Source organism: Acetobacter ascendens (genome assembly GCF_001766235.1).
Classification (GTDB): domain Bacteria; phylum Pseudomonadota; class Alphaproteobacteria; order Acetobacterales; family Acetobacteraceae; genus Acetobacter; species Acetobacter ascendens.
Genome location: NZ_CP015164.1, coordinates 924,158 through 939,493, shown reverse-complemented (window position 1 = coordinate 939,493; position 15,336 = coordinate 924,158). Strand labels below are relative to the sequence as shown.

The following is a 15,336-nucleotide window of genomic DNA, read 5'->3' as shown; positions in this document are numbered from 1 at the left end:
CTTACCGTTTGGTCGTTTGCGTATCCCAACCGCCACCAAGTGCCCGCGCAAGGCGCACTGTTGCCAGCGCTTGCCGGGTTTGGGCACTTACCAGTTCATCCTGCGCAGAAATCTTTTTTATTCGGGTTGTCAGAATATCCTGCATAGTAAACTGCCCACCTTCGTAAAGTCCCTGTGCCTGAGTTGTGGCGAGCGAGAGGGATGAAACTTCTCCGCTCAGGCTGGCAATATTCTGATCTGCGCTGGAACGGCTTTCATAGGCATCTTCCACTTCTGCCAAAGCTGTCAGAACGGTTTGATCATACGATGCCACAGCCTGCTTTAGCTGAGCGTCAGCCGCGCGTATCTTGGCCTGTATGCACCCAGCCGTAAAAATAGGTAGATAGGCATTAACAGCCATAAGCCCGCCAGAACCGGATACGCCCGGAATACCATCAAACCGCAAGCGCCCATCACCACCAAAAAACTCTAATCCAAACCGCGGCAGCAAATCTGTTTTCGTGCTGATCAATCGCTCCAGATTGGCTTGTACAATGTTCTTTTGCAACAGCACATCTGGCCGGCGGTCCAGCACTGTAGAAGGTAATTCCGTGGCGGGTGGTGCAGGCACCCGATATTGAGCGGGTTCAGCCAAACCCGGCGCCTGTTCGGGCGGCAGGCCGGATAGAATAGCCAACCGGTGGCGGCACGCATCCAATGCCGCAATCAATAATGGCCTTTGCGCCTGCACCTGATGAACCTGAGCCGCTATGGTTTCCAGATCAGCCCGTGTTGTCTGGCCTGCATCAAACCGGGCTGTGGCATAACGCAAAAGCTCCTGCAACGTGCGGGCAGATTGATCCAGCAACGCAATGCGTTGTTGCAGCCCGCGCGCCGTAAGGTAATTGGCGGCCACATCTGCGGCAATGGCCATGTGCGTGCCATGCAACACATCTGCTGCGGCCAAGGCTATATGTTGCGCTGCCCGTTTACGGGCGCGGTTGCGGCCCCAAATATCTGACTCCCACGCCATGGTTATACCAGCCAGATGCCCATCTGTTGCCGGGTCCTGAATATCTGGGTCTGCCATTTTCATAAGGGGCGGCACCGGGTGCCGCCAATCTACACCACCACCCATCATGCCGCCTGTGGCGCCAATTGTGGGATACAGGGCGGATTTGGCCATTTGGGTATAGGCGCGGGATTCCTGCACACGCTCCTGCGCCATGCGTATTTCTGGGTTGGCAGCCAATGCATTTTGCACAAGGTTATCAAGCAATGGGTCCTGCCATGCTGTCCACCAGTTTGTCAGGTCCGTAGGCTGTGCATCCTGTGGCGCGGCACTGAACTGCGCCGGAACAGCCACGTGGGAAGACGGCAGTTTGGTATGGAAAGGAGAGCACGCCACCAAGCCAGTGCAAAGAAGAGTGCTGAACAATAGGCGCGTAGAAGATGAAGGAAAAGACATCAGCATTCAATCCTGGCGAGCAAGCATGGAACGGAAGCGGAGCAGCGCCATGGCAAGAAAGAGAGTAGAAGAAAACACAATAGCCAGCAGCGAAGGCCAGATACTTTCCAGCCCCGCACCGCGATATAGAATGGATTGCGAGATTTTGACGAATTGCGTGGTGGGGAAAAACCGCACTAAGGATTGCACAGCATCTGGCATGCTTTCCACCGGCGTAGCCGCGCCAGAAAGCAGATAGGCTACCGCATAAACCGGCACCACCAAAAGCCCAAACTGCGGCATGGTGGGCGCAATGGTGGCCAGCATCATCCCCAAAGATGTTACCGAAAACAGGTAAAGAACAAGGCAGGCAGCAAACAGTAAAGGCGAGCCAGAAATAGGCACCGCCAGCCCGATATGCACGATAATCCAAAGGGAAAGCATGCTGGCTACAAAAATAACAGCGCCATTTGCCAGAATTTTCCCAATAGCAATTTGGCTGGCAGAAACTGGCAGAACAAGCAAATGCTCAATGGTGCCGTGCTCACGCTCACGAATAACCGCAGCCCCAACCAGCACAATGGAAAGAATTGTTGCGTTAGTGACAACCTGCATAACAGACGTAAACCATGCGGATTCACTATTCGGGTTAAAACGAATACGGCTTTCTGGGTGAAACGGCATCAGCTTGTTGATATCTGGGGAATGAAGCTGCGCCTCTACTTCACCCAGAAAAATCTGTTGCAGATAAACACTGCCAAGCCCGGCCTGCGTCATGGCCGTAGCATCAATCAGTTCCTGTATCTGCGGCGTACGGCCAGCCAGCACATCGGCTTCAAAACGCGGCGGAATATCAATAACAAAGTTATAAGTGCCGTTATCCATGCCCGTTTTGCCGTCAATACGGTTGGTAAGGGTAGGAGGCTTGAAGTAAGGCGGCAGCACAACAGAACGTAGTTGACGCGAAAGGGCTGAATGGTCTTCATCAATAAACGCGACTGTTGCATTTGCAACATCCACGCGCACCCCATGCGCCACAAGAACAATGGCTACAGAAAATGCAAAAACAATCAGCCCCATCAGCACAAAATCGCGCATCAGGCTGTGGAATTCTTTGCGGCACAGCAGGCCGACATTCATGAGCCAGCGCAGCATCACGTATCCTGCTTTTTCAAGAAAAGGCGCGCCCCCACCATGTAAAGCGCGGCAAAACCTCCTAACGCCAGATACATGGAAAGAAAGGATTTAATACCTAACCCCTTGGTAAAACTGCCAAGGCTGATAAGCTGAAACCACGAAGCCGGAAAGGCTTTGCCCAGATAGTAGGTAAATCCGGTAAGTGTTGAAACCGGGTACAGCAAACCAGAAAAATTGGCAGACATAATCAGGCAGATAATGGCTGTGCCAAAAATGGCCGCCACCTGAGAACTTACAAAAGTGGAAATCAGTAGCCCCAACCCAGTGCTTGCCAGAATATACAGCGTGGCCCCAATGCTCAGTCCAATAAAAGAGCCCTTAAGCGGCACGCCCAGAACGGTTACAGAAAGAACCACCAGTACCAGATAAGCCATAACGGCCAGCGCCACATAAGGCAGTTGCTTGCCCACCAGATACTGCCCGGAACTGGCGGGGGAAGCATACAGGTTCATAATGGAACCAATTTCCTTTTCCCGCACAACACCAAGAGCTGTGAGCATGGTAGGAACAAGAATAAGCGCCAGCATGATGGTGCCGGGGGTCATGGCGTAAATGCTACGGAATTCCTGATTGTACACAAAGCGCGGCACAATGCTTACCGGTATTAAGCTAGATGTTACCGAGGCTGGCAGAGTTTTCTGCATATTCGCCATATAGGTTAACAGCACGGCATCTGTGTAAGAGCGCACATTGGCGCTTAAAAAGGGCATGGAGCCATCAATCACCACACCAATGGCCGGGTTACGCCCTGCGGCAACATCTCGCCCAAAATCGGGGGGAATATCCAACCCCATTGCAACCTGCCCATGCCGTATGCGTGTTTCCAGTGTTTCGAGATCTGGCGAGAATGCGGTTTCCTGAAAATAACGAGAGCCCCGAAACTGCTCCACAAGCTCACGGCTGGCGTGGGTATGATCGTAATCCACTACAGTGTAGCGAATAGTGTTGATATCGAACGAGATACTATAAGCTGAAATTAACAGCAGAATGGTGGGGCCAAGAATGGCAAACATCAGCCGCAGGCGGTCACGCATCAGTTCCACTGCTTCACGTCGGGCAAAGGCCCAACAACGCGAAAACCAGCGTATATAAGGCGGTATTGTCCGCATTGCGCCAGTTGCTGCAGAAGCGGCCAACTGAGGTTTGGCAACGACTATGGAATTCCCAGCCTTTTCCAGACACGAAATAAACGCATCTTCCAGAGTGGAAGCACCTTCCTCCTGCGTAATCTCAGCCGGGGTACTCATGGCCAGCACCTTGCCCTTATCCATAAGGGAGATGCGATCACACCGGGCGGCTTCATTCATAAAATGCGTGGAAACAAAAATGGTCACATGTTTCTGGCGTGAAAGCGCCACAAGATGCTTCCAGAACATGTCTCGTGCCGCTGGGTCCACACCAGAAGTTGGTTCATCCAGAATAAGAATATCCGGGTTGTTAATGCAGGCGGCCGCAAGTTGCAGTCGTTGCCTAAACCCCAAGGGCAGGCCTGTTGGGCGGCTATCGGCCTGATCTGCCAACTGAAAGCTCTGGAGCATGTTTTCAACACGCTGTTTGGCCTCGGTTGATGAGAGCTGAAAAAGCTCTGCCTGCAACATCAGATTCTGGCGTACCGTCAATTCTTCATACAAAGAAAAACCCTGAGACATGTAGCCAATACGCATACGCGTTTTCATGTCCCCCGGTGTTATTGGGCGGCCAAACAGGGTTGCGGTGCCGCTGGTAATATCCAACAGCCCTGTTAGCATTTTCATCGTGGTGGATTTACCGCAGCCGTTAGAACCCAAAAACCCGAAAATCTCACCACGGCGAATACGGAAACTGACATGATCAACCGCCGTGAAAGATCCAAATTTACGTGTCAGGTTTTCAGCATCAATAACCGGCGGGCTGCCATCATCCTGATAAGGCGGAATTGCAAAGTCAGAAATTTCCTTCTGATCCGCCGCAGGCAGGAGAGAAATGTAAGCAGCTTCCACCGTTGTGGTGTGGGTTTGCTTCTTCACCTCATCTGTGGGGCCAGAGGCCAGAATACGCCCGTCATTCATTGCCACCAGCCATGAAAACCTCTCGGCTTCATCCATGTAGGCGGTAGAAACAATCACTGTCATGGAGGGGCGCTCAGCCCGCATTTGCTCCACCAACGCCCAGAACTGACGCCGGGAAAGCGGGTCTACCCCCGTGGTGGGTTCATCCAGAATAAGCAGGTCTGGCTCATGCACCAAAGAGCAGCACAGGCTAACCTTTTGCTTCATACCGCCAGAAAGGTGGCCTGCTGGCCTATCAGGAAAGGGGGCAAGGCCGGTAGCATCCAGCAGATGCGTAACACGGTTGGCGCGGGTTGTGGCATCCAGCGCAAACAACCGGCCAAAAAAGTCGATATTCTCACGCACAGAAAGGGTAGGGTAGAGGTTCTTGCCCAACCCTTGCGGCATAAAAGCTAAGCGAGAAAGAAAAGCCTCTCTCTCAGCCCTGTTGCTGATATCCACCCCAAGCGTGTGAATGGCCCCGCGCTGAAGGTGCCTTACCCCGGCTATCAGCCCCAGAAGTGTTGATTTACCAACACCATCTGGGCCAATAAACGCAATGGTTTGCCCTGCAGGAAGGGTAAGAGAAATATCGTGCAAAACATCATGTCCGTTATAGGCATGGCTTACGTGTTCAACACGAATTTCAGAAGCAGATGCCCCCATTATCTGGCATCGCCAGACAGTGCTGCTTTAGGCCATGCGGCATCTGGCCGTTGTTTGATATAACCTTCACCCGTCATTCCGGCTTTTAATAGCGTGCCTAGGCGTTTTTGCTCATTTGCGGTTAAACGTAGTTTAACGCGGTACACAAGCTGTTCACGCTCGGTAGCTGTTTCCACATATTTTGGGGTAAACTGAGCCTGACTATCAATAAAGGAAACAGTTGCAGAAACAGGTGTATCCATTCCATCAAACCGGATACGCGCTTCATCGCCTATTTTAAGATGACTGATAGATGCTGTGGGGAAAAACAACGTCATGTAAGGATCCACCGGATCCAGCATGGAATATACACGGCCACCCGGCGGTAGAACACTGCCGGTTTCAATAACACGGTATTCGATCCGCCCAGAAACAGGGGCGCGGATGGTCATATCATCCAGCACGGTTTGAACCTGATTGACCTGTGCTGCAGCGCCTTCTTTGGCGTGCAAAGCTTCCTGCACCGCCTGAGAGGCCGCATTTGCCGCCGCCTGAGCTGTTTCAACCTGCGTGCGCCTTTGCGTTACTTCCATATCGGAAACAAGGTTTTGTTGCCGCATCTTCTGGGCGTGGCGCAGTTCATCACGCGCAAGCTGTAAGGCTGCCTGCCGCGCCACCAGTTCAGCCGAGGCCCGACCTGCTGCACTTGCTGCCCGATTTTGTTGCGCACCTGCCTGATCGTATTGCGCCTGAATGGTTGCTTTATCTTCCTGGGCAAGAATTTGGCCGGAGATTACATTATCGCCTTCCTGCGCAAGTAATTGCGTAATGCGCCCCGGATACTTAACGGCCACATCCACACGGGTAAATTCCAACCGACCATTGCCGTAGATAATGCCATCAGGAACACTTTGAGCCACTTGGCGCTCATGCCATGCGAACGCTCCGCCCGCGACTGCAAAGAGAGAAATAGCGATAATTGCAATTTTGGCAGGAGCTTTCACAATAAACCTTACTGAAACAACAGATCACGATACGTTAAAATGCAGAATGCGGACGAGGCAATATGATTAAATCATGACACATTGGTCAAGTTATTATTTTATACACACAAGGTTCTTTCCATAAAACCTATACAGCTTATAATTTTTTGAAATAATTAGTCTAAAACAGAGCCAAAAATACCTCAATGATCTTGATCAAGACAACTGCAAAAACACATTAAACTGCACAAAATATAAATTGACATTCTGTTCATTTTTAAAAATGCGATCTCATCGCGCATATGAATACGTAACCATGACAAAGTTATTACATAAAACGCCTATATCACTTTAAAAATGGATCTTACTGTCGCAACCTTATAATGCGTCCATTCGTCTTTAATCTTGCCTACTCAGAAATTGGAACACACTTATGCCTTTGCCTCGCGTTTCCATTCACTACTGCACACAGTGCAATTGGCTTTTGCGCGCAGCATGGATGGCGCAAGAACTTCTTTCTACTTTTGGAAATCAGCTTGGCGAGGTTGCTCTTTGCCCTGATACTGGCGGAAAGTTTGAAATCCGTGTTGATCATGAAGTGATATGGGAACGTAAGAGGGATGGGGGCTTTCCCAACCCTAAAGAGCTCAAGCAAAGGGTACGAAACGTCATTGATCCAGAAAAAGATCTAGGTCACATAGATCGATAAAATGAGGCTCATCCCAAACAACGCTGAAGATATTTGTATCTATCTCATTCTTATTAAAAGATATTTATCAAGACTTTGAAGCGTAACTGCACGTTTAAATTTCAGTGCTATTAAATACCCTTCATTCAATTCATGCAGGGCAAAAATTTCGTTACCAAAGCCAATACAAAGCACGTTTGATGAATGCGTATTTCATCAAACGCCTTGGCGTTCTTTTTGCAAAACTACGCCATGCAGAAGGGCGCACGCCTTACCGAAATGTCATGAAACTTTACAAAATAACTATATAAAATAGTCATTTTTAAATTGACTCATTTTAAATGTCATATCTACATATGCACTGTACGTTTTTGTTATTCTAAGTAAGGACCGATATGCGCTGCTATGATTCTGACAGATACATCCTTCCCGATCACTATTTGGCAACGAGGAAGTGCATTTTTTGTTTTTGGTAAGAAACGAAAATTTATCTTACCTTCAAAAAGTAACTATTTATCAGGAATAATATTTTTCTAGAGTTGCTTTTCCAAAAGTTTCTCAAAAAAGCAACGGAGGGAAACTGGCGTAATGCAGGATAACTCTCAACATTCAGAGGGGAAGGAGCGTTATGTTCTTCGCGCTGGAGGCGTGGTTGGAGCTGGAGCGCTTATAGCGGTTCTTCTTTTGCATGGAGCTGGTGTGTGGGGGCTGATGTATGGGATGGGGACGAAGGCGAGCGTGCCTGTTGAGCATCCGCCTATCCAGACCCAAGTGCTGCCACCCCCTCAGCCGCCACCGCCACCACCTCCACCGCCGCCGCCGCCGCCAGTGATGGCCGAGCCACCGCCACCGTTCATTCCGCCGCCCAAGATCAAGGTGCCCCCACCGCCCAAGCCGCCCATCAAGCATGTGGCCAAAACGCCGCCCAAACATCCGGCGCCACCACAAACCAAAACGGCCAAGGCCCCACCAGCCGCCACCGAGCCTGCAGCCAGCGCACCCCCATCCGATGCACCGGATACCACGGCTGGCACGGCACCGCTGAACCATGTGCAGCCGGTCTATCCGCCAGAAATGGAGGAAGAGAACATTGAAGGGCGTGTGACAGTAGCATGCGATGTGGAACCTACGGGCATGACCAGTAACTGCCAGGTGCAGTCAGTCTCCGGCGGTCAGGCTTTTGCCAAGGCGGCATTGGATTACGTGCACAAGGCCCGCTATCGCCCGGCCACGCGCAATGGCGCTCCGGTGAAGGAACTGCACAAGGTCTATGTCATTCGCTTTAGGCTAGATGATTAAGATCAGCTTACGAACACACTAACGGATTGCCCGGCCCATAATGGCCACACCCCGCCGGATCGGGCCCTGATGATGAGGATTATGAGGAAGATGACCAGACTGCCCCGTTCTTTTGTGTCAGGTCTTGCGGCTCCGGCTCTGGCGCTGCTGATGAGCACTGCAGCCCCTGTGGCAGCCTTTGCGCAGGATGCGGTCGCCACAGCGCCTGCAGCTACGGCGCCCGCCCCTGATGCGGCGCCATCTTCCGCGCCGGCTCCCGCAGTCACACCGGATGCAGCCCCCACAGCCAGCGCTCCGGCTGAACAGGCCCCACCTGCGGCAGACACCAAGGAAGAAGCCAATCCCTACGGTCTGGGCGCCCTGTGGTCCAATGGGGATATCATTGCCCGCGGCGTGCTGCTGATCATGCTCACCATGTCTTTGGGCACATGGTATATCATGATCACCAAGTTTATCGAGCAGGCCCGCCTGTTTGCCGCCGCCAAGGAAGCCACCAAAAGCTTCTGGACCAAGCACAGCATTCAGGAAGGGGCTTCCGCTCTGACCTCCACCTCTCCGTTCCGCTACATCGCCGATACCGGCATTGTGGCTGCCGAGCACCATGAAGGCACGATGCAGGAAAGCATCGACCTGCATAGCTGGACGGGCATGTCCATCCAGCGCGCGGTGAACAACATCCAAAACAGCCTGCAAAAGGGTCTGGCGTTTCTGGGCACCGTGGGGTCCACCTCTCCGTTCATCGGTCTGTTCGGCACGGTGTGGGGGATCTACCATGCGCTAACAGCTATCGGTATTGCCGGTCAGGCCTCCATCGACAAAGTGGCCGGACCTGTGGGTGAATCCCTGATCATGACAGCCATTGGTCTGGCCACCGCTGTGCCAGCCGTTCTGGGTTACAACCTGCTGGTGCGCCGCAACAAGACAGCCATGGATCTGGTGCGAGACTTTGCCTCTGACCTGCAGTCCATCCTCATCGGGGGTGTGCGTCATGGGGCCGCTGTGGACCAGATTGTGGTGCGTCCGGATAACTCCCCCACCACAGCCACTGTATCCAACCGCATCGGGTAATCAATCAGGTCAAGGCAAGGAGAGCGCTTATGGGCATGCAGATTGGCGATAGTGGCGGGGAAGACGACGTCGTCTCCGCCATCAACACCACACCGCTTGTGGATGTGATGCTGGTGCTGCTGATCATCTTCCTGATCACCATTCCGGTGGCCACACATACCGTCAAGGTGCAACTGCCCAAGGACATGAACCAGCCCACCCAGACCAAGCTGAGCAATGTGGTTTTGGCCGTTACGGCGGATGGACAGACCTTCTGGGATGAAACGCCGATCAAGGACCGGGCCGATCTTTTGGCCCGGCTGGAGAAGGCGGCGGTGCAAAAGCCGCAGCCGCAGATCCAGATCCGCGGAGATGTGACCACACGCTATGAGAGTGTGGGCCGTCTGGTGGCCACGTGTCAGGAAGCAGGCATCAGCCATATCGATTTCATTACGGAAAAGCCGAAATAGGCAGGGGCGGGTGGCGCAGCACGCCACCCCATCCTGTGGGGGAGAGCACAGACCATGGGCATGAATGTTGGCTCTGAGAGCACAACGGAAGATGAAGGCATTGTAGACATCAACACCACGCCACTGATTGACGTGATGCTGGTGCTGCTGATCATGCTGATCATCACCATCCCGTTGCAGACGCAGGCGGTCTCGATTGATCTGCCACAGGGTAATCCACCGCCCAGCACGGAAGAAACCCCTGTGGTGACGCTGGTTGTGGACTTTGACAACTCGCTGACTTGGAACGGTCAGCCCATCAATGGTGAGGCCGATCTGCAGGCGCATCTGCGTGAGATCGCAAGCGGGCCCGAGGCCTCCCGGCCAGAATTCCATCTCCAGCCCAACCGTCTGGCAGACTATAAAACCGTCGTTCACGTCATGGCCGATGCACAGCGCCTCGACGTTACAAAACTCGGAATCGTCGGGCAGGAACAGTTCGCTGACGGTAAGTGAAAAATGGAGCGGGTTTGACCATGAAATTACAGTTAAGTATCTGAAACAGCGTTTTTATTATTTCCTTTCATGAAAAGCGGTTAATTGTCATGCAACATACATTCCAGTCTGGACGCGGGATGGTGACATCACCGCATCATCTGGCCAGCCAGAGCGGCCTTTCAATACTGAAACAGGGCGGCACAGCCCTAGAGGCCGTTGTAGCAATGGCCTCTACCTTATGTGCGGTTTACCCACACATGACCGGTATTGGAGGAGATGCTTTCTGGCTGGTTTCTTACCCAGATGGTCGGGTGGAAGTAATTGAAGCCTGCGGTGCTGGAGCTTTGCAGAGTTCAGCAGATGCATACCGTAACGCGGGCCACACTACTGTGCCGTGGCGCGGGGGCTGGGCAGCCAACACAATGGCAGGCACTGTTTCTGGCTGGCAACTTGCTTTGCAGCAGAGCGCATCTATCAAAAACGCACTTCCACTGACGATGCTGTTGGAAGAAGCCATCTGGTACGCTGAAAATGGCTATGTTGTTTCGGAAAGTGAAGCGGAACTTCTGGCTTCCAAGCAAAACGAGCTTTTGCAAAATCAGGATTTTGCACAATCCTATGCGCCCGATGGCAAATTGTTTCAGCATGGCATGGTGCGCAAAAACCCAGCATTAGGGCAAACACTGCGCCAACTTGCCCAAAACGGACTACAAAGTTTTTATACAGGTGCGACCGCGCAAAACCTTTTGCAGGATCTGCAACGCGTCGAAAGCCCCCTGCGGGCAGAAGATTTTGTGGCTCATAAAGCCCTATTTAAAAAACCACTTTCTGCAAAGCTGAAAGGCGCACACGTTTATAATGCGCCTCCACCAACCCAAGGCGTGGCTTCTTTGGCAATCTTGCGGTTATTTGAAAAACTTGGTGTGCAGGAAGGTGAGGGCTTTGCCCACATACATGGCTTGGTAGAAGCGACAAAGCAGGCTTTTCTGTTCCGCAATGCCCATGTGGGTGACCCACGATGGATGACAGAAGATGCACAGGCTTTTCTAGACAATGAAGAACTCTGTACCGAACTAGCGCATAAAATTGATATGCGGCGAGCTTCCCCTTGACCGCAGCCCTCACAGGCTGGAGATACAACGTGGATGGGGGCCATTGATTCCTCTGGCATTGCTGTCAGCATGATACAGAGCCTGTATTTTGAGTTTGGATCTGGCGTTTTTCTGCCACAAACAGGCATTCTATGGCAAAATCGCGGTGCTTCCTTCCAACTTGAGGAGGGAGCATGGAATGCCTTTGTGCCGGGGCGCAAGCCTTTCCATACCCTCAATCCAGCGCTAGAGCATAATCCGATCAGTCTGGTTCATATCCAGCGGCGGTGAAGCACGCGGCGGCCTGGCGATGAGAGATATCGTCAATTGCTCCACAGACGGTATTTTGAAGAGCGTCGAGGGTTCGCGGTGCCACCCGTCTGATCCACGCCTTCATTTTGGCGAAGATGTTTTCGATCGGGTTGAAATCAGGACTGTAGGGCGGCAGGAACAACAACCTGGCGCCGACTGCCTCCACAGCCTCGCGGGCAACGGCTCCTTTATGGGCGGGCAGATTGTCCAGAATGACGACGTCTCCCGGTGATAAGGTTGGAACGAGCACCTTGCGGGTATAGGCGGCAAACCATTCGCCGGTCATTGGGCCGTCCAGCATCATCGGTGCTGTCATGCCGGAGAGGCGCAGCCCGCCGATGAACGTCGTGGTTTTCCAGTGCCCGTGGGGCACGGACATCCGACAGCGCGTGCCCCGTTGTGACCGCCCCCGCAGGCGAGCCATCTTCGTTGAGACGGCTGTTTCGTCGATGAAGATCAGACGGGTCGGATCAAGGTCAGGCTGGCTGTCAAACCAGGCCTCGCGCTGCTGTGCGACGTCGGGCCGTGTCTGCTCGCTGGCGTGCGCCGTTTTTTTTGATGGTCATGTCGTGACGGTCGAGACAGCGCCAGATCGTGCTCGGCGCAAAGCGGACACCGTGTTCCGCTGCAAGTGTCTCCGCCAGTTCGACAAGGGAAATATCGGCCTTTGTTTCAATCGCGGCCAGCAGGAAGGTTGACCACGCTTCAATCCGGTGAGAACGGCGATCGCCGCCCTGTTTAAGCGCATGGTCACGACCGCTGGCCTGCCACTCAGCAACCCAGCGGATAACGCTCGACGAAGACACACCAAAACGAACCGCCGCCGCACGACGGGTCATGCCAGAGGCAACAGCCGCAATCGTGCGGCGGCGAAGGTCAGCAGACAGGGCTCGGGTCATACGGGCCGGCCTCCATACCGGCACATAGTATGAATCAGATTTCGACCAGTATGGGAATCTTAAAATGAACCTATTAGATCGGATTATGCTCTAGCTCACTTTGATGATGGCCGGGTAATGGTTTACGGCACAATGGGGGGCGAGGGCCAACCTCAAACACAAGCCGCGATTTTTACGAGATATGCACAATTTGGCACGCCTTTGCAGCAGGCTGTTACCGCTCCTCGTTGGCTTTTGGGCCGCACATGGGGCAGTGAAAGCCAATCACTGAAAGTAGAAAGCAACATGAATGCAGGCGTTGTGGCCAAGCTGGAAAAAGCAGGGCACCCTGTAGAACGTGTTGCACCTTTTTCCGACATGATGGGGCATGCAGGCGCCATTGTGCGGCATGCTAATGGTATGCTGGAAGGCGCATCTGACCCGCGCAGTGATGGATGTGTGGCGGCTTTTTAAGGCCGCTCATACACAGCCTTCCCATTCACCCATGTGGCTTTTACGCTGCGGTCATCTCCCAAGATCATCAACGGGAAAAGCATGTCCTGCGCTGTCTGGCAATGGGCTGTTCTTTGCGCAAGCATAGGTGTGGCAGCCGGATCCAATATACAAAAATCCGCCTCCATACTGGGTGCAATGCGGCCGATTTTTGTATCCAGTTTAAGAGCTTCTGCCGCCCCAGCCGTTGCAAGCCAGAAAGCCTGAATGGCTTGCAACCGTTCTGCTCCAGCCATGAGAGAAACTTTATAGGCTTCTCCCATTGTGCCAAGCATAGACAGAGTTGTGCCAGCACCAACATCTGTCCCCAGCCCGACATGAACGGGCCGGTCTGAGCGAATGGCATCAAACAGCTTAAATAAGCCGCTACCCAAGAACAGATTGGATGTGGGGCAATGCGCAAGCGTGCATCCGGCATGATGACAGTGCTGAAAATCTGTTTCCTGCAAATAAATACCATGTCCGAAAATAGAACGCGCCCCAACCAAGCCAGCTTGTGCATATACATCGAGATATGAAGCAGATTCTGGAAACAAGCTGGAAACGGCTTTAATTTCATCCATATTTTCCGCCAGATGCGTTTGCATAAACACATCGGGGTGGCGCGTAAGCAGGTCACCTGCCATTTCTAACTGTTCTGGCGTACTTGTAATGGCAAAGCGAGGTGTTACTGCATAAAGTTGGCGGCCTTTATTATGCCAGCATTGGATTAAAGTGGTTGAAGCATCATATCCACTTTTGGCAGTATCACGCAGGTTGTCTGGTGCATTGCGGTCCATCAGCACCTTGCCCGCAATCATGCGTGTTCCGCGTTTTTCTGATTGTCTAAAAAACGCATCAACAGATTGCGCATGCACGGTGCAGTACACAGCAGCCGTAGTTGTTCCATTGCGCAAAAGCTCGTCTAAAAATGCGCTGGCAACGGCTTCCGCGTAAGCAAAATTATCAAACTTGGCTTCGGTTGGGAAAATATACTGCTCCAACCACGGCAAAAGCTGCTGCCCCCATGAGGCTATAGCTGGCATTTGCGGATAATGGACGTGCGTATCAATAAACCCGGCAGAAATAATGCTATCCGGGTAATGCGTAACCGGAATTGCCTTATCCAGCTTGGGCTCAAGGGCGGCGTAAGGCCCACAATCCGTTATGCGGCCAGCTTCCGTTACAATCAGGCCGTCTTCTTCAACACTCAAACTTTCTTCTGGGGGCTCCAGAAAAGGGTTACCCTTGAACGTAATGTAGCAACCCCGAATAGCCGTTTTTGCAGAAAAGACTGGCATGATTTTATAGCTGTTCCAGAAAGAAATTTTCAATTTCGCTAATAATAAACCGTGCTGCCGTAGAAAGCTGGCGAGAACGATCTACACACAGAGCCAAGGATAATGGCGTAAGTTTTTTATGGACAATCGGGGTGAAAGCCAGTTGCTTTTTTTGCACCTCATCATAGGCATCTAAATAACTTAAAATCCCAATTCCCGTGCCTTCCAGCACCAGAGATTTGATCATCTGAATATTATCTGCGCGTGCAACAGCGGCAATTTCTATCCCTGTTTCAGCTTCCAAAAGCCCAATAGGCCGCCAAAGCGCAAGAGGAGGAGAGGGAACAATAACCGGATATTCCGCTGCCACACTAAAGCGTGCCTCACTCAACGCCGCGACGGGGTGAGACGGCAGAGAAATAAACCCTAAAGGGATTTCCTTATGTGCCCGCACGGTCAATTCCCGCATGTGGCTTGGGTTGAACATCAAAGCAAAATCTGCATGCCCTTTTACCAGAAGCTCCCCCATATTCTGGCTTTTGCGCACATGCACACTCACCAGAATGCCTGGGTGACTTTCACGCAGTCGCCCCAAAAGAACTGGCAGAAAACCTTTGGTGAGCGCATCTGGGATAAGAATATCCGCCGTGCCCTGCCGTAAGCCTTTAAGGTTATCAAGCTGGATTTTAAGCGTATTTAAATCGCGCGACCAATGGCGGCAGGATGTTAGCAGCAACTCTCCGGCGGTTGTCAGGCGCAGGCCTGTTGGCAGGCGCTCAAACAACAGCGTGCCCAGCAATTTTTCACCTTGAAGAATCTGCCTATCAATAGCGGAAGCGGCAATATGCAGTTCGTCCGAAGCCTTACGGATTGAGCCATGCTGAGCAACAGCCATGAAGTAACGAAGAAAACGGGAAAAAACTGGCATTTGCTTTTGCTCTCATTTTGCGAACGCACCATGCTGAATTATGTCATATACAAGAACGATGCGAATGTGAAACATTATGCTTGATTTTATCGTCGT

General features: G+C 52.3%; 12 protein-coding genes and 2 pseudogenes. 7 read left to right on the top strand and 7 right to left on the bottom strand.

Annotated features, from left to right (window positions below; translation table 11 throughout):
* Position 1: 1 nt before the first annotated feature.
* The 4 genes from A4S02_RS04560 to A4S02_RS04545 are packed head-to-tail and all read right to left on the bottom strand — an operon-like array spanning position 2 to position 6,299.
* The gene (locus tag A4S02_RS04560; RefSeq protein WP_070323083.1) at positions 2 to 1,453 is read right to left on the bottom strand and encodes a TolC family protein; all 1,452 of its coding nucleotides are present in this window, start codon (positions 1,451 to 1,453) and stop codon (positions 2 to 4) included.
* Positions 1,454 to 2,581, bottom strand: coding sequence for an ABC transporter permease (locus A4S02_RS04555; RefSeq protein WP_019089397.1), 1,128 nt, complete (start codon positions 2,579 to 2,581; stop codon positions 1,454 to 1,456).
* Entirely contained in the window at positions 2,581 to 5,316 is a 2,736-nt protein-coding gene (rbbA, locus tag A4S02_RS04550; protein ID WP_070323082.1) for a ribosome-associated ATPase/putative transporter RbbA, read from the bottom strand. The genes A4S02_RS04555 and rbbA overlap by 1 nt, the downstream gene beginning before the upstream one ends.
* Positions 5,316 to 6,299: an HlyD family secretion protein gene (locus A4S02_RS04545; protein ID WP_070323081.1), complete on the bottom strand. Its 984-nt coding sequence runs from the start codon at positions 6,297 to 6,299 to the stop codon at positions 5,316 to 5,318. Before A4S02_RS04545 ends, rbbA begins: the two co-directional genes overlap by 1 nt.
* Positions 6,300 to 6,711: 412 nt before the next feature.
* Here A4S02_RS04545 and A4S02_RS04540 point away from each other — a divergent pair, with 412 nt between their 5' ends.
* The 6 genes and pseudogenes from A4S02_RS04540 to A4S02_RS04515 form a co-directional block, all read left to right on the top strand.
* Positions 6,712 to 6,987, top strand: a complete 276-nt coding sequence (locus A4S02_RS04540; protein ID WP_019089400.1) for a SelT/SelW/SelH family protein — start codon at positions 6,712 to 6,714, stop codon at positions 6,985 to 6,987.
* A gap of 567 nt (positions 6,988 to 7,554) precedes the next feature.
* Positions 7,555 to 8,265, top strand: coding sequence for an energy transducer TonB (locus A4S02_RS04535; protein ID WP_082246750.1), 711 nt, complete (start codon positions 7,555 to 7,557; stop codon positions 8,263 to 8,265).
* Positions 8,266 to 8,355: 90 nt separating this feature from the next.
* The gene (locus A4S02_RS04530; RefSeq protein WP_082246749.1) at positions 8,356 to 9,333 is read left to right on the top strand and encodes a MotA/TolQ/ExbB proton channel family protein; all 978 of its coding nucleotides are present in this window, start codon (positions 8,356 to 8,358) and stop codon (positions 9,331 to 9,333) included.
* 29 nt (positions 9,334 to 9,362) lie between these two features.
* On the top strand, positions 9,363 to 9,782 hold the full coding sequence (locus A4S02_RS04525) for an ExbD/TolR family protein (RefSeq protein WP_019089631.1): 420 nt from the start codon (positions 9,363 to 9,365) through the stop codon (positions 9,780 to 9,782).
* A 54-nt stretch (positions 9,783 to 9,836) separates the two neighbouring features.
* Positions 9,837 to 10,277 carry an ExbD/TolR family protein gene (locus A4S02_RS04520; protein ID WP_070323080.1) on the top strand — a complete coding sequence of 147 codons (441 nt, stop codon included), beginning with the start codon at positions 9,837 to 9,839 and terminating at the stop codon, positions 10,275 to 10,277.
* An 89-nt stretch (positions 10,278 to 10,366) separates the two neighbouring features.
* Positions 10,367 to 11,605: pseudogene (locus A4S02_RS04515) on the top strand (gamma-glutamyltransferase family protein); the annotation flags it as partial.
* A 7-nt stretch (positions 11,606 to 11,612) separates the two neighbouring features.
* Here the strand turns inward: A4S02_RS04515 and A4S02_RS14800 are convergent.
* Positions 11,613 to 12,561, bottom strand: a protein-coding gene (locus A4S02_RS14800) for an IS630 family transposase (RefSeq protein WP_249023703.1) whose coding sequence is annotated in 2 segments (ribosomal slippage) — positions 11,613 to 12,222 and positions 12,221 to 12,561 — 951 coding nt in all. Because the reading frame shifts where the segments join, the coding sequence is not laid out codon by codon here.
* An 87-nt stretch (positions 12,562 to 12,648) separates the two neighbouring features.
* Between A4S02_RS14800 and A4S02_RS04500 the strand changes: the two are divergent.
* A pseudogene (locus A4S02_RS04500) lies at positions 12,649 to 13,014 on the top strand (gamma-glutamyltransferase); the annotation flags it as partial.
* Here A4S02_RS04500 and guaD read toward each other — a convergent pair.
* Both guaD and A4S02_RS04490 read right to left on the bottom strand, forming a co-directional pair.
* Complete coding sequence (gene guaD, locus A4S02_RS04495) at positions 13,011 to 14,333, bottom strand: guanine deaminase (RefSeq protein WP_070323077.1); 1,323 nt, start codon at positions 14,331 to 14,333, stop codon at positions 13,011 to 13,013. The pseudogene A4S02_RS04500 and the gene guaD overlap by 4 nt on opposite strands.
* A gap of 4 nt (positions 14,334 to 14,337) precedes the next feature.
* A complete protein-coding gene (locus A4S02_RS04490) occupies positions 14,338 to 15,240 on the bottom strand; it encodes a LysR family transcriptional regulator (protein WP_003624361.1) in 903 nt (300 codons plus the stop codon).
* Positions 15,241 to 15,336: the final 96 nt, after the last annotated feature.